The organism is Micromonospora sonchi, from assembly GCF_014646235.1.
Classification (GTDB): domain Bacteria; phylum Actinomycetota; class Actinomycetes; order Mycobacteriales; family Micromonosporaceae; genus Micromonospora; species Micromonospora sonchi.
The window spans coordinates 1-23,154 of sequence record NZ_BMNB01000052.1; the positions used below are offsets into that span (position 1 = coordinate 1).

The following is a 23,154-nucleotide window of genomic DNA, read 5'->3' on the forward strand; positions in this document are numbered from 1 at the left end:
CCTTCTCGGGATCATGGTGTCTCAGCAACTCGATGATCACCTACGGGCCGCACCCGTCCTACATGGACCCCGATCCCACCCAAACTTCCAGCTCAACCCGCCCTCAAGCGACTACGCAACAGCCCTGGCCGGTGACGTCCGCGCGTAGCGGGATGGTGAGGCCGTCGCGAACCTTCCAGTCGCCTGCCAGCTTTTGCGCCAGTCCCCAGGTGATGGTGCGGAACACCCAGTTCGGTGCGATCGGCTGGGTACCGGCCTGCCGCCGGATGTGGTCGGCGAGGTGAACCTGGATCTCCGGCGTCTCGGCGATTGCCTGCGCTACCTGCGGCGCCTGTCGCAGGTCGATTTCGTGGATGGCCGTACCCTGGGCCAGGCCGTGGGTGAGGGTGAACACCCGACACAACAGCTTTTCGTCGATCGGTTCCCGAGAGGCCAGGAAGGGCTGGGGCCCGCCGGGCTCGAAGTGGACGTACCCGCCGGTGAGCACGCTGAGCACGGTGGTGGCGATCGAGTACGGAGCCTGCGCCGATTCGTTGCCGTACCGCTGCTGGCAGGTTTGGTCGAGGTCTTTCCACAGGGACTGGGTCTCGGTGGTCAGGTGCCGCAGGTACACGACGTCGTCGCCGACTAACTCCGGGGTGCAGTGGTACGCGAGCGTGTCGAGATAGCGTCCTGGCTCGCGGCGTTGTGCGGTCACGCGTCCTCTTCTCGGAAAGAATCCGTCACAGGGTACTCGTTGGGGTCGATGCCGGCGTACGACAGGAAGGCGTTGAGCGCCTCTCCGTACAGGGCGTTCATTTGTGCCCGTACCTCGGGGGGCCATTTGGCGTGGATGCGGCGCAGGATCGTGTCGAGGTCGGCGCTCCAGGTGTCCTCGTGGAACGCGTGGTCGACCATGTGCAGGACGGCTTCGGTGCCCCCGCGGCGGGCCCGTCCGGCGAGCTGGATGAGGTCGACGATCATGCCGGCGACGACTTCCTCTTGCAGGGACTTCTGCATGGAGGTGAACTGGTTGGCCGAGCGCAGCAGCAGCCTCAGTCGCTCCCATGCGGCGTCGCGTGCGCCGGCGAGTGCGGCGATGGGATCGCTGCTTCCGCCGACGGGCAGGGCACGCATACCGGCCGCGTTGATGCTGGCGTACATCTCGGACGGCTCGTTGAGCAGCGCTAGGGGCCGCACGCACAGGTAGACCGAGCGCACTGCGGAGCGGATGCCCTTGACGATGTTGAGGCCACGCGCGATCAGCGACAGCGGAACGACCAGGATGTTTCCCCGGGTCGGGAAGGTCTCGAACTCTTCCCCGGTCAGCCGGACGGCGAGGTTCTCCCGGGGTAGGTCCGGGTTGAGGCTGTGCCGGTCCTCAGCGCGTACGGCCACGCACAGCCCGGTCCGATAATGGCCGGACTGGGAGATGCCGCGGGCGAGCCAGGCGCACTGGTCGTAGGAGTTGGCCACGACGAGTACGTGGGCGCGGTCGGGGTCGTTGACGGCGGCTTTTTCCAACTCCCTGCGGATGTACTGGTCGTACAGCTGGTCGCCGAGTTCGATCAGGGCATCGCGTTTACGGCTGGGGTGCAGACCAGAGACCTTGATCGGTTCGCCGAACAGCGCGTGCCCTTTGCCGTACTCGACACGGCGTTTCCGCGCGCGGATGGAGCGGGCTTGCGCGTCGGTCATCCACCAGCGGACCGGCGCGTATACGTGCTCGCGGACCGCTTGTGGGAAGAACGCCGTCGCGGACAGCCCCATGACCGGCCGTTGTGTCCCGGCGAGACTCAGCGAGACGATCCCGCCGAGCTCGGCGGTGAACAGGTGCGGATCGCCGCCGATGGTCTGGGCGACCAGTTCGGCGCTTCTCTCCTTGTCGTCGAGACCCGTGACCCGGTAGCCGGTCAAGGAGCGGCCGAGCATGCCAATTGGCATCACGGCGGTGATGGCCGAGTTCTGCAGCTGTTCGATGATCTTCTGGGCGGAGCGCAGCCCGGACGAACGGAAGCGCTGCGCGGTCTTGCGGACCTCGGCCAGTGCCTCGTCGAGTTCGATCATCACCGCGCGGGTTGCCAGCAGGTTGATGATCTGAGCCCGTCGATGCCCGTCCTTGATCAAGTCACCGAGCAACTCGTGGAGTTCGAGCTTGACGGCGTCAAGCAGTGCTTCACCGCGAGGTCCTACCAGCGCACTCAGGCCCCGTTGGACGTCCGCCCAGACCGGTTCGAGCGCGGCGCTTGCCCGCCCATGCCGGTCGGTCTGCTGGTAGCGCTCGGGCATCAGCGCGTTGATCCGTTCGACGACGTCGGTGGGGATGCCGGCGTCGCCGAGATCGAGATCAGGCCACAACAGTGTGGCGAGCGTGCGGTCGCGGCCGCGGGCCATGTGCCAGCGGCTGCTGGTCTGGTCGGGGATGCGATCCTCGGCGCGCGGGTCCTCGGCGACGTGTAGTTGCAGTGCGTTGCGGCAGATGCTCAGCAGCAGGAACTCGGCCATGAGCCGGACGTGGCTCACCGACGGCAGGAGCGTGTTCTCGTCGTCGACGGGCAGCCGTTTCGCGTCGGTGTCGATCCCCTGCGGGGCCGAGGTCCAGTGGCGGCGCGAGTGAAGTTTCACGTCGCTGGCGCAGCGTTCGATGGCCCTCGATTGAAACTGGTCGACCTCGTCGATGAGCACGGCGTGGCAGGTGCGCAGTGCGAACTCGGCCGCCGTCAACGTGTATACCGGGCGACCATCGAGATTCACTCCAATCCTGAGGGTGCCCTGCAGGAAGAGGAAGTGGTTCATGATGACCACGTTGGCGTCGCACGCCTCGTAGACTGGGGTGAATTTGCTACAGGTCGGAATCCATGGGCAGGCCGACATCCCGACGCCCTGCCGGCCGAGCGAGAGGCAGGGTTCGCGGCCAGGCGGATAGTCGCCGGTGGCCTCAGTGAATTCCCGTTGCGCGCAGCCATAGGCAAGCGGGTCGATGTCGCGTTCTCCGCGGAGCCCCCAGTCGCCGGTCGACTCTGGGTCCTCGTCGATCAGCGACGCGTGCTTGACAGCCCGCTCCTGCATGCGGCTCGAGGACATCAGGTGCGCGCACGTCGGTGCGTGGTCCAAGTCGTGCTTCGTCCGCAGATAGGCCAGGTCCCCGCGGATGTTCCACGTCATGGCCAGGCAGGACTTGATGTCGGGCTGCACGATGGCCAGACGCAGGTTGCGCAGGGCGAACCAGCTGGCCATGACGCGAACCAGGACGCTCTTACCGGTGCCGGTGGGAGCGTGGAAGATCTCCAAGCCGCCGGCCGACAGCGTCAAGACCTCGCGGGGCGAGACGACATCGGTGGTTTGCAACACCTCGAACAATCCGGAGAGCGTGGCGTGCAGGAACCGCTTGTCCTGCGGGAGTCGTTCGTCGATCTGAGCGGCCAGTGTCAGAAGCTCCTGGGTGGGAACTTGCAGTTCAGGCGTGTACGGGAGGGTCGAGACGTGCGGCAGCTGGTCGAGAGCGAACGGTTCGGTGAAGTGCGGGTAGCGGGGGATGCGCACCCGGCCGTGGATCTGACCGCCGTCCTTGACGTAGATCGTCGGGGTGGTCCACGTTCCGGGGCCCGCGAATTCGGGTGGTTTCGGGCGGGCGCTGGGGCGCCGGAATCTGGCGGTCTGGCGATCGACGTAGTCGAGCAGGTTGCCGCCCACCCGGGGGAACGCGGCATCTGCCATGAACGGGTTGTCGCCGGCGAGCTCGAAGGCCGCGAGGGGTGCCTGTTCACCGTCCCCGCCGGGATCCGGCGGGGTGAGGACGGTGCGGGCGACAATCGAGAAGGAACGATGCTCTGCGAGGTCGGCCGGTGAGACCGAGCCGACTAGCGCGATCCGTTGCTTCTCGTCGTGGGGAAGGCTGTTCCAGCGGTCCCACGCCGTGTACTTGCCGGACAGCAGGAACGCGGCGTCGGCGAAGTTGGCCGCCTCGCGGGCGTCACCGGGGACACGGTGCGGAAAGTAGTGTGCTGCCAGGGCCAGTGCGGCGTGCACCACGCTGGTCTGCACGGTCGGATCGCTCATGCCCACCTCACCCCCGCCTGGTTGCAGGCAGACTCCGCGAAGGCCGATGCGGTGCTCGCCTTCATGCCGTACTTCCGGCATACCTCGGACAGCAGGGGAACCTGCCCGGCGCGGTAGTCCGGGACCACGAGCCATTCGGCGCCGCCGCGGTCACCTTCCTGCGCGTGGATGAGGCTTGCGAGCGTTGTCGCCGAGGTGTAGTCCTTGACGTCGACCTTGAAGCACTTGCCGTTGCCGGGGATCGTCACCAGCAGGTCGTAGGCATCCAGGGACGGCCACAGGTCCACGTCCAGACCGCGTTTGTGCAGCTGGTCGCGCAGGGCCAGCTCCGGGATCCCCGGGATCGTGGTGTACCGCCAGATACCGCGTACCAGCGCCTTGTGCTTGTCCGCCGGCATCGGCTCAGGTATCGCGTCGAGGTCGGGGAACAACACCGCCTCGCGGCCGGCGGGCCGTTCCGGACGTGGCTCGGGAAGCAATTCGGCAGCGGATCCGTCGCTGGTCGGGCGGAACAGGTATGAGGCGCCCATCTCCGCGTGCGGGGTGTGCCAGCATCGGGCCGAGCCCGCCAGTACGCCGGCGCTCTTGCGCAGTACCAGCCGCATCGGCCACCGGCAGATCGGGCACGCATACCACCAGCCCTGGTGAGTCGAGCCGTACGGGATGTCTTGGTAGAAGTCGACTACGCTCGGCGGCAACCGCAGGTCCGCCAGCTCGGCGGTATGCCCGGACGGGTACCGAATCAGATCCTCCCGCCCGTTCTCGTAGGTCGCCTGGAGGCCCTGCTTGCTCAACGCCAGGTACACCGTCTCTTGCTCGACCTCTTCGCGCAGTTCCCGCACACCTAACACGCTCACGCCTCGGTCGAGCTTGCGCAGCGTGTGTAGCAGCATCCGCTGCTCGAAGTCCAGATCGAAGGCGTCCTCCGTGACCTGCCCGTCCTGATCCACGACGGACAGTCCTCTGAGCTCGACCGGCTCGACCCCGTCGGGAAGCAGCTCCGCGAGGTCGCGGGAAAGCGCCTGGCGGAACTCCCCAAACGGAAGCGGGTTCCCTGGCCCACGCGCGGCCAGGACACTGCCGTGGCACTCCATCAACGTCTCCAGCCGCTGCTCCGGCCTCCAGCCAGGGCTGGTCAAAGCCTTCGCGGCGTGCACGGCTGCCTTGGTTACGAGATAGCGAGCATGAAGATCACCCAATGTGCTGGCGTCGTCATTGACAGCATTGGTCACGAGGGCCGATGCTAGACCTACCCCCCGACAGAAAACGGGCCCAGAGGCGACCCACATGAGTGTCAGAAACTAGACGACGAGACCTTCGAGCCCGGCACAGTCAACCCGTGGGTACCGATGGCGATAGAGGTCAGCGAACGAGACGACATGATGCCGGCCAAGGTCGGTCAACCGCCACCGAAACTCCTCAACATGCGTCCCACCCGCGGCAAGCACCGGCACCGACTCGATCAACCCTCGGCTCGGCGGACCACCGACCGCGTTGCGATAGCCGACGCCAAGAAAGAACAGCGATCTTCCCGCCAGTCGATCTTCCGGCAAACCCTCAGGTTCGGCCGCTGCGACGCGGACCAGGACACCCCAAAGCCACTCCGACAACAGGTGCGGCTGATGGTCGACGTCCGCCGGCTCGTCCAGACCTGCTCGTGCTGCGGCTCGACCGCGCCGGGTGATCTCCACCAGCACCCGGACCACCTCGCCGGCAACAGGATGATCGATGACGTCCTCGGTCACGACGACAAGACCCCGGCGGGCAAGGGCGTGCACGGTCCCACCGGTGCCCGGATCGTGAACTCCACGTCGCCGCAGCCGCTCCTGCAAGCGCGTATACCCCGTCTGAGCTTGCGCCGCCTTCAGCGCCAGCGGCAGTCGACGCCACTCTGAGGCCCTCGGCACCGGTAACCGCTGGAGCCGACGCATCCACATCTCCGTCGCCGTCATTCGGTCGTCGCGCATGATCTCGCCCAGATACACACGCTGCCGCTCATTCAGCGAAGCCCAAGCCGCGACCGCCGAGCGAGAGGGACCACCACGACCAGGTGCCTCCACCAGCGGAGCAGGCTCCGTTGGCCGCGTCCGCATCCACGCATCCAGGACCATCCGAGTCGGCACCCCGTAAATCTTTGCCAGCGAAGCCAGCAACCGACCGGTAACGACAGGATCATCCCAGCCCTGCCCGGAGATCGACTCACCGCATTCAAGCGCGGACAGCGTCTCAGCCGACACGCCTAGGTCCCGAACGACCCGGGACCTCCCCACCAGTTCCGCTGCGTCTATGAGCCTCAACCCGACCGCGAACCGCAGGTCGGCGAGGGTCTCGCGCCCCAGCTCGATGTCGATCAGCTCATCGGGACGGCAACCCACCGCATCGGCTAGGCGCTCCATCTGAATCGGACTCGGCGCGCGTAGCCCTTCCTCATAGAGGAAGACTTCCCGGGGGGACAACTTAACCAGCGCGGCCACATCACGTCGCGAGAAGCCACACGCCATTCTCCGTGCGACCAGCGCCCCCGGAATCAGACGACGGGCCGACAGCCAGCCCGGGCCGGCACTGACAACGGCCGTCACCGCGACCACGTCAGTCCGACATCAGCGCGCCTAGCCATCGCAACCATCACCACCTGCGACGATAGCCCGCCACTCACCGTGCTGCAGGAAACCCGGGCAGCCTCACATCCGTGACACGCTATCGAACACATGTTTGATTTTCGCACAGATGCGCCGGTGAGGTCGAGTCTGCGGAACAGAGGGATTCAACCCGTGCGTCGAGGTGAGGTATGGGCTCGTGGGTGCTCGGTGGGTGCTCGGACGCCGGGGATGACCGACGTGCTGACCTGCACGGTGCTCGTCGCTGGTGGCTTGGCGGCTACCCCGACTGCGGCTCAGGCGGTGGACGCCGTCAGAGGGACCGTCCGTCGCTGCCGCGATCACCACCCGCGTCTTCGACCGGAGCACTGGTGAGCCGGTCAAGGGCGTCTGCGTGCTGGTCATGCCGGCGCTCACGTTTCGCCTACCCAATACCTGCCCGACGCGCAGCGGTGGCGGCGGCCGGGCGACCCTTCGGGTGCCGGAACCGGGCCAGTACAACCTGTTAGCGCTGCCCAAGCACAGCGAGACTCCGGTCGTCGTCCGCCGCAACCGTGGCAGTCAGGTGTCCATCTCGTAGCTGGCCTTCCTCTCGGCCGGCGGTCAGGCCGCGCGAGGTGAGGCGTACGGGCACACCGAGCGCGGCCTCAGCCGCCGCGACCCAGATTCCTGGATCCCGCGCTGGGTCAGCGGCCCAAGCGCTGGAACACCAGGTCCAGCGGGCAGGCAGAGGTGGCACCGCCGAGAAGACGCTCCGCACGAGGACCCGACGGCCTGACGACTCCGCGTCTCCGTCGATCAGATGCCTGTCGGAAGGCGCAGGCGGTAACCCCGGGTAGTGATGCGGGGTGGGCGCCGGCGGGTTGGCGCTGCTCCTGGGTGCTCCGTGGGTGCTCGGACGTCGGGGAACTGACACGGACGCGCTGGGACCTACCGGGATTCCCCGCCTTGATGGACCCATAGAAGTCCATCGACGTGTATCGATTAATTCCCAGACCTGCGGGAACGTGGCCGGACTGGCCGGTGCGGGATGGTACGCAGCCACACTCCGTCACTCTCTGTAAGATCATCTGACTACGGATCAGAAGGTTAGGGGTTCGAGTCCCTTCGGGCGCGCAGATGGCCCTCTACCAGCCGCAACGGCAGGTGGAGGGCTTCTTTCTGTCTAGCCATGCCTGTGAATGCCTCCTTACTCTCCGGGCATGACCAAGATCAACGCGCTACACATCAAGGCGTACGAGCGTGACCTCAAAATCCGTAACCACTCGCCCCGCACGGCGCAGAACTACCGGGAGATGCCCCACGGGATGCCGCAACCCGCGGCCCTCTGCGCACAGCCGCGCACAGGATGCCGCAACTCGCGGTGTCAACCAGCCCGGAAACCCCAACATGCCGCAACCTGCGCCGGCCGAAGGGCGGGATACGCCGACATGCCGCAATCCGCGCCCGCCCCGGGCACCCGAACACCCCGACATGCCGCAACCCGCGCCCGTCCACATCCCCACGCACGGCGGCCACCACGCCTGTACCCACCTCACCGCCACCAGCTATTGCCGGTCTCTCCCAGTCTTCCCAGAAGGCGTTCGGGTTTCCCCGGGAGGGGCGTGCAGCCGGCTCGGCGTGCGCCTCCGGGGCTGCCACCAGGCGGGGGTAGATCCCGGAGAGCTACGGCTTCTCGGCGACGTACGTGCCCCGGGCCGGGAGCGTCACGACCAGGCCCCGTTCCCGGAGGAGACGGACCGCCGCGCGGACCGTTCCGCGAGCTACGCCGTACTCCTGCTGGAGGGTGGCCTCGCTCGGGAGAGGCTGACGCGGCTTCAGCTTCCCCGCCTCGATCTGCTTGGCGAGGAGATCTGCGAGCTGGATGTAGAGCGCCACCGGGGACATCTCGTCAACCATGACCGGACCTTACGAACGCGCAGCCTGACCAGGCCGTCGTCATCATGCCAGCGGTCGCCCCCTTGGAGCACACCCGATCCCGGCCGGCGCCAGTAGGTGCCGACCGGGACCTTCCGTGACCCGGGCGGGGTCAGGCGGCGGCCATCTCCACGTCGGGCGCGAAGTCCAGGAAGTAGCCTTCGGGTGCGATGACGTCGTCGGGTGTGAGCTCGTGGATTGAGGACTTGCCCAGCCCGATCAGGGTCCGGTCGATGCTCACCCGGTAGGCCTCGAGGACCTCGCGGACACCTCGTTCGCCGTCGGCAGCGAGGCCGAAGAACCACGATCGTCCGATCAGCGCAGCCTTGGCGCCCAGCGCCAGAACCTTCACCACGTCTGCGCCGCGCCGGATGCCGCTGTCGAAGGTGATTTCGGCGCGGTCGCCGACCGCCTTCACGACGGCGGGCAGGAAGCGCAGCGGTGAGGGAGTGGTGTCCAGGTTGTTGCCGCCGTGGTTGGAGACACCGATGGCGGTGGCGCCGGAGTCGACTGCTCGCCGGGCGTCGTCTGCGCTGAGGATGCCCTTGACCATCAACGGGCCTCCCCACAGTTCCGCCAGCCAGGCGACGTCACGCCAGGTCGGGACCGGGGTTCCCAGCCACTCGACCATCCCGTCGACCATCGATGGCACCGGCTTGCCCGGGTGCTGCAGGTTCGGCACGCCGAGGTCCGGCAGCCTGCCGCTGCGGATGAATCGCATTACCCAGGTGGGGTTGCCGATGCCCATGGGTGAGTACTGGATCAGAGCCGGCAGGTTGATTTTTTGTGGGATGACCGGTGTGCCCCAGTCACGTGCGATGACCCCGGCGTTGTCGAGGGTGAGAATGATGCCCTTGGCGCCGGCTCGGCGGAATCGTTCGACCCGTTCGGCGATCACGTCCTTGGAACCGGACCAGTAGAGCTGGACGAACGATTTCGGATTGGCTGCTGCGACGTCCTCGAATCGGGTCGGTGCGAAGTTGCTGTGGCCGATCGCGGTACCGGCGGCCACCGCTGCCCTGGCCACCGCGACCTCACCCTCCGGGTGGATGGCCTGGGCGCCGGCCGGTGAGATCACGACCGGCAGGTCGATGTCCTGACCGAGGAGCGAAGTGCTCATCTCGCGTTCTTGCGCCACCGCAGCGCCGACGCGTGGCAGGAACTCGACCCGTTTGAACTCCTCCACGTTGCTCTTGATGGTCGCGCCGCTCTCGTTTCCGGCCACGAGCGAGGTGTATACAGCCTTGGGCAACTTCCTCTTCGCGCGCCGCTGAGCGTCGGCCACGGTTTCGATTGGTTTGTGGGAAAACAAGATCCACGCCCCTTCCGGCATCGGAGTTTTCGCCGTCCGCGTCCGCGATCTGCCCCCTTCCCCTGGCATTGCTCGCGGCGCCACAGCGCCTGTTTATAGCTCAAGCGAATTTGGCGGCGATTTCATTCCCCAGAACCGCGTCGAGCGGCGGATTTGGGTATTGGAGCAACGGCGAGTACAGTTATTCACTTCCGGCTGGAAGACATATCTGCTGATCAACCGCGATTTTTCAAAAGGATCGTGCTGCATTCTGACGACGCGGTCGCGAACGGCAGATTCGGGCGTGTGCGGCGGTCGCCCGGGCCTGTTTCAGGTGTCGAGGCCTGCCAGGTTGAGGCGTTCGAGCAGGCTGGGCTTACGGGCGTGCGCCGCCCGTAGCTCGGCCAGCCGATCTCGGAACAGTGCGGTGTCTGCGTCGCGTTCGCCGAGATCGCGCAGGTCGACGAGGAGTTGAACGGCGCTGTCGTACTCGCGGGGTTTCTTGGTGGCGATGAGTTCGTCGACCCGCTGCCAGGCGGCGGGTTGGTCGCTCGCGATGGTGTCGAGGTGACGTTGCCGGGCTGCTGCGGCGGAGCGTTCCCGGCGTACCCGGTCGCGTTCGCGCCGCTCGGCGTCGCGGCGTTCCCGTTCGGCGCGCAGGTCCGCAGCGGTGGCGAGCAGTTCCCCGGCGGTACGAGCAGCCTTCGTGGTGGACGCGCCGGTGTGGTGCGCGTCGCGGTACCGGCGCAACAGCTGGCTGCGCAGGTGGCTGCCACCGCCGGTGATCAGGTCGGTCAGGATGGCGTCCTTTTCCCTGGCGGGCAGCCCGACGACCCAGGTTCGTAGTTGCGCGGCGGTCGGTTCGTCGGCCGGGGCCGATCCTGCGGCCGCGGCCACGATCAGGTCAGGGTCGATGCGGAGGAACTCGGCGACCGCGGTGAGGGGGGCGTCGAGGGTGCCGAGTCCGGCGGGGACGGGCGGTTCGGGCTCGTCGTCGGCGATGTCCTCCATCTGTACGTAGTGCAGCCAGCCCAGGTACAGCAGGCGCAGGTCGCCGGCGGCGAGGCCGGCCCGGACCGGGACGATGGAGGCGAGCAGACCGCGGCCGTCGAGGTCCCACTCGTAGGTGCCGTCCTCGTCCTCGCTGCGCAGGTCGATGATGACGTGTTTTCCGGTGGTCCGAGCGGAGGCGCTGTCACCCGGGCAGTAGTGGGCGGCCGTCGCGGAGTCGAGTACGTCTTTCGGCAGCCGCAGCATGAGCTGGCGGGTGCCCCAGTTCGCCAGGTACAGGTGCGCGTCGAAGTACCGCGCCATCAGCTTGCGCGGGTCGCCCTTGAAGTCGCCCCACTGGTATGTGTTGACGAAGCTGGTGGCGGTGATGTCGGCCCGGGTGGACAGCGACCGCAGCTCGGCCTGCTCTCCGGCGGTGAGGGGCCGGTCGACGGCGCCGAACTCGTAGTACTGGTACTCGCTCACCGGGCCCACCCTCCGGCCCAGTGCCGGTAGGCGTCGATCCAGGCGGCGCCGTACGCGTCGACGGTGGTTTCCTCGATCATCGCGTCGAGCGCGGCGTTCCGCTTCGATGCCATTGGCGGAGGATATCGGAGCCGTGCCGAGGTGTTTGGAGCCGGATCCGCAAGGATGGTCGGCGGTGCGGTGGAGGAGTTCGTTGATCATCGACGAGCAGGTCGGGTGCTGCGCCTTCATCACCCGACCGACCCCGGTGAGGTGGCCGCCCGTGCCGACGTTGGCGACCGTCGCGTCGGCGGTCCGGCCGTCCAGGGTGGTGAGGATCTCGAGCGCGGTGGTGCGCTCGTGGGTGGTCGGGTTCCTGCCACCTCTGCTCGAGCGACACCGGCGGTCCGACCGAAGAGGCGTCCTTCCGCATCTGCACCCGGCGGACCGACCGCCCGACTCCAGGCGCTTGATCATCGCCGTTTCGTCGATCGCCGTTTCGCCGTGATGGCGGTGTCCCGCCCGGCTGGACACCGCCGTATCGGCGGAACGGAGGCGATCAACTGGCAGCGCTGTCGTCGTGCGGTATGTCGCGGTGTTCGGGCCGATCGGGTGGGTACGAGTTGCGGTATGTCGGGGTGCCCCGTCCGGTGGGCGGCGCAGGTTGCGGTATGTCGGGGTATTCGGGCCTGCTGAGGCCGCGAGTTGCGGCATCTCGTGTGCGGATCGCGAGTTGCGGCATCTTGTGCGGACGGTGCTGGGTTAAGAGCCGGATGGGCACGTCCGGTTCGGGAGGCGGGCCAGGGAAACGGACCAGCCGAAAGGCCGACACCGCGCCCTGGCCCGACCTCACCAGCTTGACGCTCGACGCTGTCGACCGGCGAGAACTGTTCGTCCTGGCGGCGGGAGTCCGGAAGCTTTCGACCCTCCCGCCGGCCCGGGTGCAGTCGCTTTCGGGAGCACGCCGCCGTCGGGTGTGAGGGATTGAACGCGGCCTGTAGAAGATCGGAAGCGCTGGCCCTTATCGAGCCGAGATTCGACACGTCCCAGATAATTGTTTGGGCGTTGTCTGCTCGACTAGAGTCTCTTTCCGACATCGATCACTTTCGGAGGCTGGTGTGGTAGTCACCGGTCCGTCGGCGGTGTCCTATCGACCGGCCTCGGCGACAGATGCCGAGCAGGTGGCGATGATTCACGCCGCTAGCTGGCGCCGCTTCTACCGGGGTGCGTACTCTGACGCCTTTCTCGACGGTGACGTGGAGACCGACCGTCGCGCGGTGTGGGCGCAGCGGCTGGCGGCCGCCGGCGACGGCAGCGTGACGATCATGGCGTACGTCGGTGCCGAGACGGCCGGTTTCGTGCACGTGGTCTTCGATCACGACGAGCGGTGGGGCGCCCTCGTCGACAACCTGCACGTGGTCCGCGACCATCAGCGGCGCGGGATCGGTGCCAGTCTGATCGCCCGTGCCGCCCAGGCCGTGTTGGACCACGGCACGGGCGTCTCGATGTACCTCTGGGTGCTGGAGCAGAACGTCGCGGCGCAGGCCTTCTACACGGCGCAGGGCGGCCGCTCGGTCGAGCGCGCCATGGTCGACCCGCCCGGCGGCGTCCCGGCGCGGCTTACCGGGGCGCCGGCAGCACTGCGCTACGTCTGGCCGGACGTCTGCGACCACTTCGGCAGCTGAACCACGCGGCGTCGCCGACGGTGACGGTTGCGGTGCCCTGGTCGTGGAGAACCTCGCGCCGACGGTGGGCGTGCAGGAGGACACCACACCATGACCGCGCGGCGCGTCGGCGTCGCTGGGTCGGCGTGGTGACCGCCGATCCCTGTCCGGCTGATTGATCGACTCGTTGTTCGGGCCCGATATTCGGCCCTCGCTCGGTGGCGAAGCGGATCTGATCACCGTCGGTGACCCCGAAAATCATGGCATCCATCTATAGTTGTCAATGGTTTACGCGCGCGTCCCGTCCCATCCATCCGAGTCAGGACAGACCGATGAAACGCATCCCGCTGAGAGCCATCCTGCCTGCTGGTCTCGCGATCGCATTGATCGTCGGACCACTGGGGGCACCGGCCACCGCGCAGGCAATCGTCCCGATCACGCTGACCGGCGCCAGTGCCACCAGCCCCAGCGCCGACGTCACCATCGCCGGACGGGCCGTGACGATCACCGCGCCGGGCACCTACGAGATCACCGGCACCCTCAACGACGGCTACCTGAAGGTCGACACCGCCGCCTCAGGCAGCGTCAATCTGATCCTCAACGGCGCCACCATCACCAACTCCAGCAACGCGCCGCTGCAGGTCGCCGACGCCGACGAGGTCGTGATCACGCTCGCCGCCGGCACCACCAGCCGGCTCACCGACGCGAACAGGTACGTCTATCCGGATCCGAGCACCGACGAGCCGAACGCCGCCCTGTTCAGCACCGCCGACCTGCGGATCACGGGAACCGGGGCGCTGGCCGTACGGGGCAACGCGTACGACGGCATCACCAGCAAGGACGGCCTGGTCATCGAGTCGGGCACGATCACGGTGAACGCGGTCGACGACGGCATCCGGGGCAAGGACTTCCTCGACATCACCGGCGGAATCATCGACGTCACCGCCGGCGGCGACGGCATCAGGTCCGACGACACCAAGGCGGGCCGGGGCCGGCTCGCCATCACGAACGGCACCGTGCGCGTGACCGCGGGCGACGACGCCATCAAGGGCGAGAACATCGTCGCCATCTCCGGTGGCAACGTCACCGTCACCAACTCCTACGAGGCGATCGAGAGCAAGCAGATCACCATCAGCGGCGGCAGCGTCAACGTCACCGCCCGCGACGACGCGATCAACGCCGTCGAGGACGGGTACGGCGACTTCGACGTGGCGCCGAACGCGTTCGTCCGCTTCACCGGCGGAACCACCATCGTCAACTCCAGCATCGACGGCATCGACTCCAACGGCTCGGTGACCTTCGCCGGTGGCACGGTCGTGGTCAGCGGGCCGAGCACCGGCAGCCCCGGCGAGGGCGCGATCGACTCGAACGGCCCGGTCTACTTCAACAGCGGCACCGTGCTCGGGGCCGGATCGACCTCGATGGCGGTGCTCAGCCTGCCGCCGACCACGGGCCAGGGCTGGGTCGCTCCCCAACTGTCCAGCAGCCAGGGGGCCGGCACACTCCTCCACCTGGTCTCCGGCGGCCAGGTGCTCGTGTCCTACCGCGCCCCCAAGACCTTCCGGGAGGTGGTCTTCTCCTCCAACCGGATCCAGCACGGGCAGAACTACGAGGTCTACCTGGGCGGCAGCCTCTCCGGCGCGACGATCGGCGGAATGGCCACCACCGGCGGCAGCATCGCGGGAGCCACCCGACTCATGACCGTCACCGCCGGGCAGTACCGCGGCGGCCTGATCGGCTGGCCGCCCGGTTGGCCGCCACCGACCACTCCACCGACCACCCCACCACCCCCGAATCCGACGACCCCACCACCGCCGAACCCGACGACCCCGCCGCCGAGCGCTGGCGGCTGCACGGCGACCTACTCATTGGTGAGCCAGTGGCAGGGCGGCTTCCAGGGCGACGTACGGGTCACCGCCGGCTCGTCCGCGATCCGGGGTTGGCGGGTGACCTGGACCTTCGCCAACGGCCAGACGATCAGCCAGTCCTGGAACGCGACCATCAACGTCGGCGGCTCGACGGTGACGGCGACCAACGTCTCCTTCAACGGCTCGCTCGGCGCAGGAGCCAGCACCACCTTCGGATTCCTCGGCACCTGGAACGGCAGCAACACCGCCCCGACCCTGACCTGCACCGCGACCTGATCGGGTAGCGCCCGCGCCCCGATCGCCGCTCGATCAATGGAGCCCGGCGCCACCTGGTGCCGGGCTCCACCGGCAGTCGGCTGCCCTCGCGTCGCCCACCGACCCAGCCACCGCAGAGGTAGGTGACTGCTCAGCCGTGATGCCCGTCCTCTTGGTGGACCCTCTGGTGGGGCTGGCCCTGTCGAGCTGAGGGCATGAACGGATCGGGGCTTTCGGCGCCGGGCAGCGACGGGCGGCCCTCGTGTGAGGGCATCAACGGTTCAGCCCGACAGGGGCCGCACGAGGGCATCCAGGGGCGAGGACTTTGTCGGGGACCGATCGCGCCGGCAGCAGCGGGGCCGAGCGTGCGATCGGCATGGACTGGAGCTGCTCGACGATGCCGCGCTGCATACGGGGATGCGGCGCGGGCGGGAGGACTAGCCTGCCTGGTCATGGAGACATCCGACGACCGGATCGAGCTGGCCGTCGACCCGGCCCGGCCCACCGGGCGTACGCTCCTCGCCGGCGGCGTCGAGCAGTCCTACGTCGATGTCGCCGATCCCACGTATCTGCACTTCGAGTACGTCCGCCGGATGGCCGCCATGGCCGATCTCGCCGCGCCGGCCGGTGATCCACTGGACGTGCTGCACCTCGGTGGTGGCGCGTTGACGCTGGCACGCTATGTCGCCGCGACCCGGCCCGGATCAGAGCAGGTGGTCGTCGAGCGGGATCCGGCTGTGGTCGAGTTGGTGGCGCGCGACCTGCCGCCTCGACCGGCCGGCGTCGAGGTCCTCGTCGCCGACGCGCGGGAGGCGGTCGTCGCCGCCCCCGCCGGCGCGTACGACCTGGTGCTCGCCGACATCTACCAGGCGGCCCGGATGCCGCCGCACGTGGCCACCGTGGCGTTCGCCGCCGAGGTCGCGCGGGTGCTGCGACCCGACGGCGTCTACCTGGTCAACGTCATCGACCTGCCGCCCCTGCTCCTCACCCGGGTGCAGGCGGCCACCCTGCGCGCGGTCTTCGCCGACGTGTGCCTCGTCGCCGACCGGCGGATGCTGCGTGGCCGGCGGTACGGCAACGTGGTGCTCGCCGCGGCGCGACGCCCGCACCGGCTGCCCGTGGCGCGTCTGGCGGGGCGGATGCGGCGCGATCCACTGCCCGGCGGCGTGTTGCACGGGCCGGCGCTCGACACGTTCATCGCCGGCGCCCAGCCACGCACCGGGTAGACCGTCCGCGGGGGCGATCCGACTCGTGCCCATGAGCACGTACGGGCAGTTCAGCCGTGATGGTGATGATGGTGGCTCGGCAGCGTGCGGGACACCGACGCTTCGGTGCCGGGTTCCACGATCACGAACTGGCCCATCATGCCCTCGTCCTCGTGCCGAAGAATGTGGCAGTGGTACATGTAGGGCGTCTTCGGGTCGGTGTGGTGCCCGAACTGCACGGCGAGCCGCACCGTCGACTTGCGCGGAATGAAGACGGTGTCCTTCGGGCCCTGCAGGTACGCCGGAGGCTCCTTCCCGTCGATGTCCAGGATGCGGAATGCCACTTCGTGGATGTGGAAGTTGTGGGAGTAGACGGGGTTCTGGACCTGCCAGATCTCGCTCGCGCCTGCGGGCACGACCTCGTCGATGCGGGTCATGTCCATCTCCCGCCCGTTGATGGCATCGCTGCCACTGAGCTTGAACTTGCGCTCCCGAGCGCCGGCGGGTGTCTCGATGCGCGGGCTCGCGGCCAGCCGCTGCGGTACGGACGGCCCTGGCTTGAGCTGGTCCGCCGCGACGAACTTCAGCAGCTCGTAATCCCCTTCGTCGATGCCGTTGTCACCGGCGACGCTGCGCAGCACGACCTGGTCGCGCGGGGCGAACTCGACCAGAACCTCCAGCCGCTCCCCTGGACTCAGCTGCACGCGATCGACCGTCACCGGCGCCGCCAACAGGCCGGCGTCGGTGCCGATGACGTGGAACCGCCGCCGGTCGGCGAATTCGACGTTGTACATCCGCGCGTTGGATCCATTGAGAATGCGCAGCCGCACCAGCGTCGTGGTCACCTCGAAGAAGGGATCGTAGACCCCGTTGACCAGGATCTGATCGCCCATGAGGCCCCACGTCGGCTTGGGGTCTTCCCGCAGCACACCGTTCTTGTCGAGAACCTTGTCCTGCAGGATGAGCGGGACGTCGTCCACCCCGTACGTCGAAGGCAGTCCCAACGCGGCCGCCGCCGGGTCATCGACGAGAAAGAGGCCCGCCAGTCCGCGGTACACATGCTTGGCGGTGTTGCCGTGCGGATGCGGGTGGTACCAGGAGGTGGCGGCCGGCTGGTCGATGATCCAGTGCGGGGACCAGGTGCCACCCGGCTCGATCATCTGGTGCGGGCCGCCGTCCATCACCGCGGGCAGCCGCATGCCGTGCCAGTGGACCGTGCTCGGCTCGCCGAGCTGGTTGCGTACGCGCATCGCGACGCGGTCGCCGCGTATCGCACGGATCGTCGGGCCGAGGTAGGCGCCGTTGAAGCCCCACGTCGTGGTCGGCTTGCCCGGGAGCAACTCCGCCTGCCCGGTCTGCATCGTCAACGAAAACCGCTTCGTGCCATCCTTCGCTACGGCCGGCTCCAGCAACGGCGGCACCCGGAGCCGATTGGCGAAGGCCAGCGTGCCGGAGTTTCCCTTCGAGCCCGCACCCGGGTTACCGCAACCGGCGAGTGCGGCCAGTCCGGCGAATACAAAAAGATCACGACGCTTCACGCAGATGATCTTTCGCGGCCCGCCGGAGCGCCGCAACGGGGTTCCGACCCGGACAGCACCCTGATCATCCCGACGCCAAGTCCCTAGTGGACCGGCCGTCGCCCAGGATCAGGCACACGTTCTGCCGCTGTTCGGTGGCATGCGGCAACGTCATCGCGGGCGGCCCTGGCCTCCCCCGGCCGCGGACAGCCGTACGACGCACGCCTCCGGGGCTCCGAACGGCTCAAGCGCGGCGGTGTCGCCGCCGGCACCGTGGTGCTCAAGGACGCCCCGCACGACACCCGCGTGCAGCCCGCACATGGCGTCGGGGTTGCGTCCCGCCAGCTCCAGGAACGGGCAGGTGCGCAGGTGGATCTCGATGTCCGCGCCGCTGGTGGGCCCGGGCCGGCGCCACGGGTCGAAGCCGAGCCCGTGCAGCACGGTGGTGACGGCCTCGACCGGATCCTCGCGTGTCGCGGTTGTCGCGGCGAGCTGCCGTCCCCAGTCCTGTCCGACCCGGGCGGCCGCATCGCGGACGTCGCCGCCGACAGGGGCCAGGTGCTGGAGCAGGGCCGCCGCCAGCGCCCGGTACGGCGCCGGGGCGGGATCCGTGGCGGTGGCCCGGTAACGCCACGCCGGTCGGCCCGGAGCGCCGCCGCTGGCCCGGGCCTTGACCAGCAGTCCCGCCTCGACCAGCCGGTCCAGGTGCGCGCGGGTGGTGGACAGGTGTTGCCCGGTGCGGGCCGCCACGTCCGCAGCGGTGAGCCCGCCGGCCGCGTCGCGGACCAGGAGCAGGATCGTCGCCCGGCTCGCCGTGCCCAGCGCCCGGTGCCGGGGAGTGTCGATTGTCTCGCCAGAGGGACCTATCCGCGGGGTTTTCATGGTGCATAACGTTATAACGCCGAATGGCGTTGAAACTAGGGGAGGCACCCATGTCGCATCCGGATCTCGCAGTTCAGCGCCGACCGACCGGCGGGTCACTTCACGGCGCGGCGACGCCCCGCAGGCACCCCATCGACGACACAAGGAGAACCATGCTCAGTCCCTCGTCGGCCACCATCGTCCGCGCGACCCTGCCGGTGGTGCAGGAGCAGGCCGAAACGATCACCGGCGCCTTCTACGCGCGGATGTTCGCCGCTCACCCGGGTCTGCTCGACCTGTTCAACCGGGGCAACCAGGCCACCGGCCGGCAGCGTCAGGCCCTCGCCGCCGCCGTGATGGGCTACGCCGCGCATCTGCTCGGGGACACCGCAACGCCGTGGGGGCCGGTCGTCGAGCGCATCGCCCACAAGCACGCGTCGCTGGGCATCACGCCCGCGCAGTACCCCATCGTCGGCCGGCACCTGATGGCCGCGATCGGAGAGGTGCTCGGCGCTGCGGTCACCGTCGATGTCGCACGGGCCTGGGAGGAGGTCTACTGGCTCTTCGCCTGCGAGCTGATCGCCCGCGAAGCACGTCTGTACCACACCGTCGGGGTGGGCGATCCCGCCGCCGTATGGCGTAGCCACCGGGTTCTCGAGCGCACGGTGGAAACCGAGGACGTCGTCTCGTTCACGGTCGCACCCGTCGACGGCACACCGGCCGGCGTGTTCGTGGCAGGGCAGTACGTCTCGGTCGCCGTCGAACTCGGTGACGGCGCGGGCCGGCAGATCCGCCAGTACAGCCTGTCCGGAGCGCCGGGGCTGCCCAGGTGGCAGATCACCGTCAAGCGGGTACGCGGACAGGCCGGCGGCCCGGACGGGGCCGTGTCGAGCTACCTGCACGAGCAGGTCGACGTCGGTGACCTGTTGCGCCTGAGTTCGCCGTTCGGTGACGTCAGCTGCGTGCGTGGCGACGGCCCGCTGGTGCTGGTGAGCGCCGGGATCGGCGTCACGCCGGCGATGTCGGCGCTGCACTACCTGGCGCGGCACGACGCCGAACGCCCGGTCGTGCTCGTGCACGCCGATCGCAGCGGCAGCACCCATGCGCTGCGCCGGCACCTGCCTGCGCTGCGCCGTGCCCTTCCACGGCTGCGCATGCACCTGTGGTACGAGGACGGGGCTCCGGACGCGACGCTTGAGGCCCTCGCCCGCGTCGACATCGGCCGGGTCGATCCGGCGCGCATCCCGGTGCCGGCCGGCGCCGATGTGCACCTGTGCGGCCCGCTGCCGTTCATGAGCCAGGTGCGCGCCGGCCTGCTGAGTCGGGGCGTGCCCGGCGAGCGGATCGCCTACGAGGTCTTCGGGCCGGAGATGCTGCCCAACTGAACGCGATCCGACCGATCCGGGTCCCGCCGGCAGATCGCCCTTGCCGACCTGCCGCCTGGGCTGCCGAAGGGACCCACCGGCCGGGACCAATGGCCCTACCCCGGGGCAGGCGAACGGGGCATGGTGGAGTCACCGACTGTCTCGTCAGGAGGTCCGTCTCGTGTGCAACTACTGCGGATGCCGAGAATTCCCGCTCATCGGGCAGTTCGCCACCGAACACGAGGAGATCTCCAACGCCGCCGGGCGGCTGCGTGAGGCGATCACCAAAGGGCACGCGGATCCTGCCCCGCTCTTGGACGAGCTGCTTGCTCTGCTGATGCCGCACACCTGCACCGAGGAGACCGGCCTGTTCGTGGAGCTACGCGCCGAGGGCAGCATGGCCGAGGCGGTGGACAAGCTCTGCGCGGAGCACGACGACATCCACGGCGTCCTGGGCCAGGTCGATCGTGCGGCACCTGATTGGCCCGCCGTGCTCGCCGCGCTGGATCGTCTGCGCCGGCACATTGACAACGAGGAACACGGCCTGTTTCCTGCCGCGGTCATCACCCTGCCCATCCCGGCGTGGGACCGGCTGACCTCCTGACCCCGCAGGGCACCACCACCGTGCTGCCAACGACGGCCGACCCCGACACCCCCTCGACCCCTCGCACCCAGTCCCCGGCGATCTTGCACTTTTGGTCGCTGGATTGCCCAGTTATGCGGCTTTCACCCCGACCGAAAGTGCAAGATCGGGGTATCTCCGGACGCGCGGTCGCTGGGTAACGGTGGTCTGAGGGGCCAGAGACCGAGGCATCCGACAAAGGGCATACGAACAGCTCACGAGAGGAACGTCATGGCGCACGTCTCCATCATCGGCACCGGCAACATGGGTGAGGCCATCTCCAGCGTCTTCACAAAAGGCGGCAACACCGTCGAGATGTTCGGCAAGGCCGACGCCGACAAACCGATCACCGGCGACATCGTCGTCCTGGCCATCCCCTACCCGGCGGTGGACGACGTGATTGCTCAGCGCGGCGACCAACTCCAAGGCAAGATCGTCGTGGACATCACCAACCCGGTGAACTTCGAGACCTTCGACTCGCTCGCGGTGCCCGCCAACAGTTCGGCCACCGCGGTGATCACCGGCAAGCTGCCCGGGTCCCGGGTGCTCAAGGCGTTCAACACCACCTTCGCCGGCACGCTGGCCGCCGGCGCGGTCGGCCCGTTGACCACGACCGTCCTGGTCGCCGGGGACGACGCCGACGCCAAGGCCGCCCTCATCGACGTGATCAGCCGGGGCGGTGTGAAGGCGATCGACTCCGGCGGGCTCAAGCGGGCCCGGGAGTTGGAGGCCCTCGGCTTCCTTCAGATCAGCCTGGCCGCAGGCGAGAAAGTCCCCTGGACCGGCGGTTTCGGCATCGTGGCCTGACAACTCGGTGCGCTGGTCAGAGCAGCAGCACGGCGACCGCCGCGACGAGGCCTGTGGCGGCGGTGCCCGTAGCCACGAGGGCCAGCAGGGCGGGAAACCGGAGGGGCTGCGGCCGAGCCGGGTACGGACGGGCTCGGGCGAATGGCGGACGCCCGGCGGGGTAGCACGCTGGGCGTCCGCCACCAGACCCACCATCGCGACCGGGGCGGCGACGGCCAGCGCCCGGTAGCCCAGCCGGGGTGCCAGCACCCGGCTCACCCTGACGACGAGGCCGCCGTGCGCCCCAACGACATTTTTCCCGGGAACTGGCGGTCGTCGGCGCGTTGGTCAACCCGTACACGCACCACCGGGCGGTGGGGCTGCTGCCGGCGTTGCCCCTGGACCGTTTCACCCCCGCCTTCTTCGGCCTGGCCGACCTGCCGGCGGCGCTGGCGGAACAGCGTTCCGGCGCGGTCGACAAGGTCTTCCTCGCTCCGTACGGGGTGCGCGCCGCCACCACCACCCGCCGCCTCACCTCACAGCCGGCGATGATCGCCCGACTCCAGGGCTTGATCATCGCCGTTTCGCCGTGATGGCGGTGTCCCGATCGGCCGGACACCGCCATCACGGCGAAGCGGAGTCGATCGACTGGTCCCCATCGCCCTATTGCCGGTAATGTCCGGCAGCGGCTGCGGTGGGCGTTGCCCGGTGGGCCCGGAACATTACGACTTGACGAACGGCGTGTTATCGCTCACAGTCGATAGTCAAGTAAGACGATGCCTGTGGCTAACCGGGCAAGCCTGCGTCGTCGGATCTTGAGTTAGGCGTGCGCCAGGGCAGGCGCCCGCGTTGTTAACGCTAACAATCACGTGGTCGCATGGACCCGGCCATGCGTCTCGGTGCGCCCATTTTCGAACTTCGGGTCTTGGTCGTTGGAGGAGGATCATGTCTGCCTTTGATAGGTCCCCATCGCTCGCGCCGCCGTCGCGGCCGCGTCGATGGTTGCTGCGGGTCGCCGCCGCTGGCGCGACGGCGGTGGTGATGGGTGGGGCCGCCGCGGTGGCGGTGTCTGCCCCCGCCGCGGCCGCGACGGTCGACACCAATGCCTGGTACGTGTTGGTCAACCGCAACAGCGGCAAGGTGTTGGACGTCTACAACCTGGCCACGAATGACGGCGCGCGGATCACCCAGTGGTCCCGGAACAACGGCAACCAGCAGCAGTGGCAGTTCGTGGACTCCGGTGGCGGCTACTACCGGTTGAAGTCGCGGCTGTCCGGCAAGGTCCTCGACGTCTACAACTTCTCCACCGCCAACGGCGCCAGCATCGTGCAGTGGGCCGATCACAACGGAACGAACCAGCAGTTCCGGTTGGCCGACTCCGACGGCGGCTACGTCCGGCTGATCAACCGCAACAGCAACAAGGTGATGGAGGTGCAGGGCGCCTCGACCGCTGACGGTGGCAACATCGTGCAGTACGACGACTGGAACGGCGCCAACCAGCAGTGGCAACTCGTCCGCGTCGACGGCGGGGGAGACCCGACGCCGCCGCCTCCGACGACGCCGCCGCCGGGTGGTACGTGCAACCTGCCGTCGTCGTACCGGTGGTCGTCGTCGGGTGCGTTGGCGCAGCCGAGGTCGGGGTGGGTGTCGTTGAAGGACTTCACGCACGCGCCGTACAACGGTCAGCACCTGGTGTACGCCACCACGCACGACA

General features: G+C 68.4%; 18 protein-coding genes and 1 tRNA gene. 10 read left to right on the forward strand and 9 right to left on the reverse strand.

The window, feature by feature from the left end; translation table 11 throughout:
- Positions 1 to 103 precede the first annotated feature (103 nt).
- The 4 genes from IEY61_RS29810 to IEY61_RS29825 all read right to left on the reverse strand — a co-directional run bounded on the left by IEY61_RS29810 (position 104) and on the right by IEY61_RS29825 (position 6,617).
- Positions 104 to 697 carry a pPIWI_RE module domain-containing protein gene (locus IEY61_RS29810; protein WP_189050432.1) on the reverse strand — a complete coding sequence of 198 codons (594 nt, stop codon included), beginning with the start codon at positions 695 to 697 and terminating at the stop codon, positions 104 to 106.
- Positions 694 to 4,038: a hypothetical protein gene (locus IEY61_RS29815; RefSeq protein ID WP_189050434.1), complete on the reverse strand. Its 3,345-nt coding sequence runs from the start codon at positions 4,036 to 4,038 to the stop codon at positions 694 to 696. Before IEY61_RS29815 ends, IEY61_RS29810 begins: the two co-directional genes overlap by 4 nt.
- Entirely contained in the window at positions 4,035 to 5,270 is a 1,236-nt protein-coding gene (locus tag IEY61_RS29820) for a restriction endonuclease-related protein (protein WP_189050436.1), read from the reverse strand. Before IEY61_RS29820 ends, IEY61_RS29815 begins: the two co-directional genes overlap by 4 nt.
- Positions 5,271 to 5,339: 69 nt before the next feature.
- Positions 5,340 to 6,617, reverse strand: coding sequence for a helix-turn-helix domain-containing protein (locus IEY61_RS29825; RefSeq protein WP_229706580.1), 1,278 nt, complete (start codon positions 6,615 to 6,617; stop codon positions 5,340 to 5,342).
- 1,043 nt (positions 6,618 to 7,660) lie between these two features.
- Between IEY61_RS29825 and IEY61_RS29830 the strand changes: the two genes are divergently transcribed.
- A tRNA-Arg gene (locus IEY61_RS29830) sits at positions 7,661 to 7,751 on the forward strand.
- A gap of 549 nt (positions 7,752 to 8,300) precedes the next feature.
- Here IEY61_RS29830 and IEY61_RS29835 read toward each other — a convergent pair.
- The 3 genes from IEY61_RS29835 to IEY61_RS29845 form a co-directional block, all read right to left on the reverse strand.
- Complete coding sequence (locus IEY61_RS29835; protein WP_189050440.1) at positions 8,301 to 8,534, reverse strand: GntR family transcriptional regulator; 234 nt, start codon at positions 8,532 to 8,534, stop codon at positions 8,301 to 8,303.
- A gap of 130 nt (positions 8,535 to 8,664) precedes the next feature.
- Positions 8,665 to 9,948, reverse strand: coding sequence for a pre-mycofactocin synthase MftD (gene mftD / locus IEY61_RS29840; RefSeq protein WP_229706582.1), 1,284 nt, complete (start codon positions 9,946 to 9,948; stop codon positions 8,665 to 8,667).
- Positions 9,949 to 10,173: 225 nt separating this feature from the next.
- Positions 10,174 to 11,319, reverse strand: a complete 1,146-nt coding sequence (locus IEY61_RS29845) for a hypothetical protein (protein ID WP_189050444.1) — start codon at positions 11,317 to 11,319, stop codon at positions 10,174 to 10,176.
- A 193-nt stretch (positions 11,320 to 11,512) separates the two neighbouring features.
- On the opposite strand from IEY61_RS29845, the gene IEY61_RS29850 reads away from it, so the two are divergent.
- The 4 genes from IEY61_RS29850 (at position 11,513) to IEY61_RS29865 (ending at position 16,311) form a co-directional block, all read left to right on the forward strand.
- Positions 11,513 to 11,806 carry a hypothetical protein gene (locus IEY61_RS29850; protein ID WP_189050446.1) on the forward strand — a complete coding sequence of 98 codons (294 nt, stop codon included), beginning with the start codon at positions 11,513 to 11,515 and terminating at the stop codon, positions 11,804 to 11,806.
- Between the two features lie 679 nt (positions 11,807 to 12,485).
- Positions 12,486 to 12,983: a GNAT family N-acetyltransferase gene (locus IEY61_RS29855; RefSeq protein ID WP_189050448.1), complete on the forward strand. Its 498-nt coding sequence runs from the start codon at positions 12,486 to 12,488 to the stop codon at positions 12,981 to 12,983.
- Positions 12,984 to 13,294: 311 nt separating this feature from the next.
- Complete coding sequence (locus IEY61_RS29860; protein ID WP_189050450.1) at positions 13,295 to 15,106, forward strand: carbohydrate-binding domain-containing protein; 1,812 nt, start codon at positions 13,295 to 13,297, stop codon at positions 15,104 to 15,106.
- A gap of 431 nt (positions 15,107 to 15,537) precedes the next feature.
- Positions 15,538 to 16,311, forward strand: coding sequence for a spermidine synthase (locus IEY61_RS29865; protein WP_189050452.1), 774 nt, complete (start codon positions 15,538 to 15,540; stop codon positions 16,309 to 16,311).
- Between the two features lie 50 nt (positions 16,312 to 16,361).
- Here the strand turns inward: IEY61_RS29865 and IEY61_RS29870 are convergent, their stop codons facing one another.
- The gene (locus IEY61_RS29870) at positions 16,362 to 17,828 is read right to left on the reverse strand and encodes a multicopper oxidase family protein (protein ID WP_229706583.1); all 1,467 of its coding nucleotides are present in this window, start codon (positions 17,826 to 17,828) and stop codon (positions 16,362 to 16,364) included.
- Between the two features lie 150 nt (positions 17,829 to 17,978).
- Positions 17,979 to 18,689 (reverse strand): helix-turn-helix transcriptional regulator, encoded by a 711-nt coding sequence (locus tag IEY61_RS29875; protein WP_189050454.1) that lies wholly within the window; start codon positions 18,687 to 18,689, stop codon positions 17,979 to 17,981.
- Between the two features lie 152 nt (positions 18,690 to 18,841).
- Between IEY61_RS29875 and IEY61_RS29880 the strand changes: the two genes are divergently transcribed.
- The 5 genes from IEY61_RS29880 to IEY61_RS29900 all read left to right on the forward strand — a co-directional run.
- The gene (locus tag IEY61_RS29880; RefSeq protein ID WP_189050456.1) at positions 18,842 to 20,053 is read left to right on the forward strand and encodes a globin domain-containing protein; all 1,212 of its coding nucleotides are present in this window, start codon (positions 18,842 to 18,844) and stop codon (positions 20,051 to 20,053) included.
- A gap of 160 nt (positions 20,054 to 20,213) precedes the next feature.
- Positions 20,214 to 20,636 carry a hemerythrin domain-containing protein gene (locus tag IEY61_RS29885; protein ID WP_189050458.1) on the forward strand — a complete coding sequence of 141 codons (423 nt, stop codon included), beginning with the start codon at positions 20,214 to 20,216 and terminating at the stop codon, positions 20,634 to 20,636.
- A gap of 249 nt (positions 20,637 to 20,885) precedes the next feature.
- Entirely contained in the window at positions 20,886 to 21,461 is a 576-nt protein-coding gene (locus tag IEY61_RS29890; protein ID WP_189050460.1) for an NADPH-dependent F420 reductase, read from the forward strand.
- 353 nt (positions 21,462 to 21,814) lie between these two features.
- The gene (locus IEY61_RS29895) at positions 21,815 to 22,033 is read left to right on the forward strand and encodes a hypothetical protein (RefSeq protein WP_189050462.1); all 219 of its coding nucleotides are present in this window, start codon (positions 21,815 to 21,817) and stop codon (positions 22,031 to 22,033) included.
- Between the two features lie 352 nt (positions 22,034 to 22,385).
- A partial coding sequence (locus IEY61_RS29900) for a non-reducing end alpha-L-arabinofuranosidase family hydrolase (protein ID WP_189050464.1) occupies positions 22,386 to 23,154 on the forward strand: 769 nt, incomplete at its 3' end.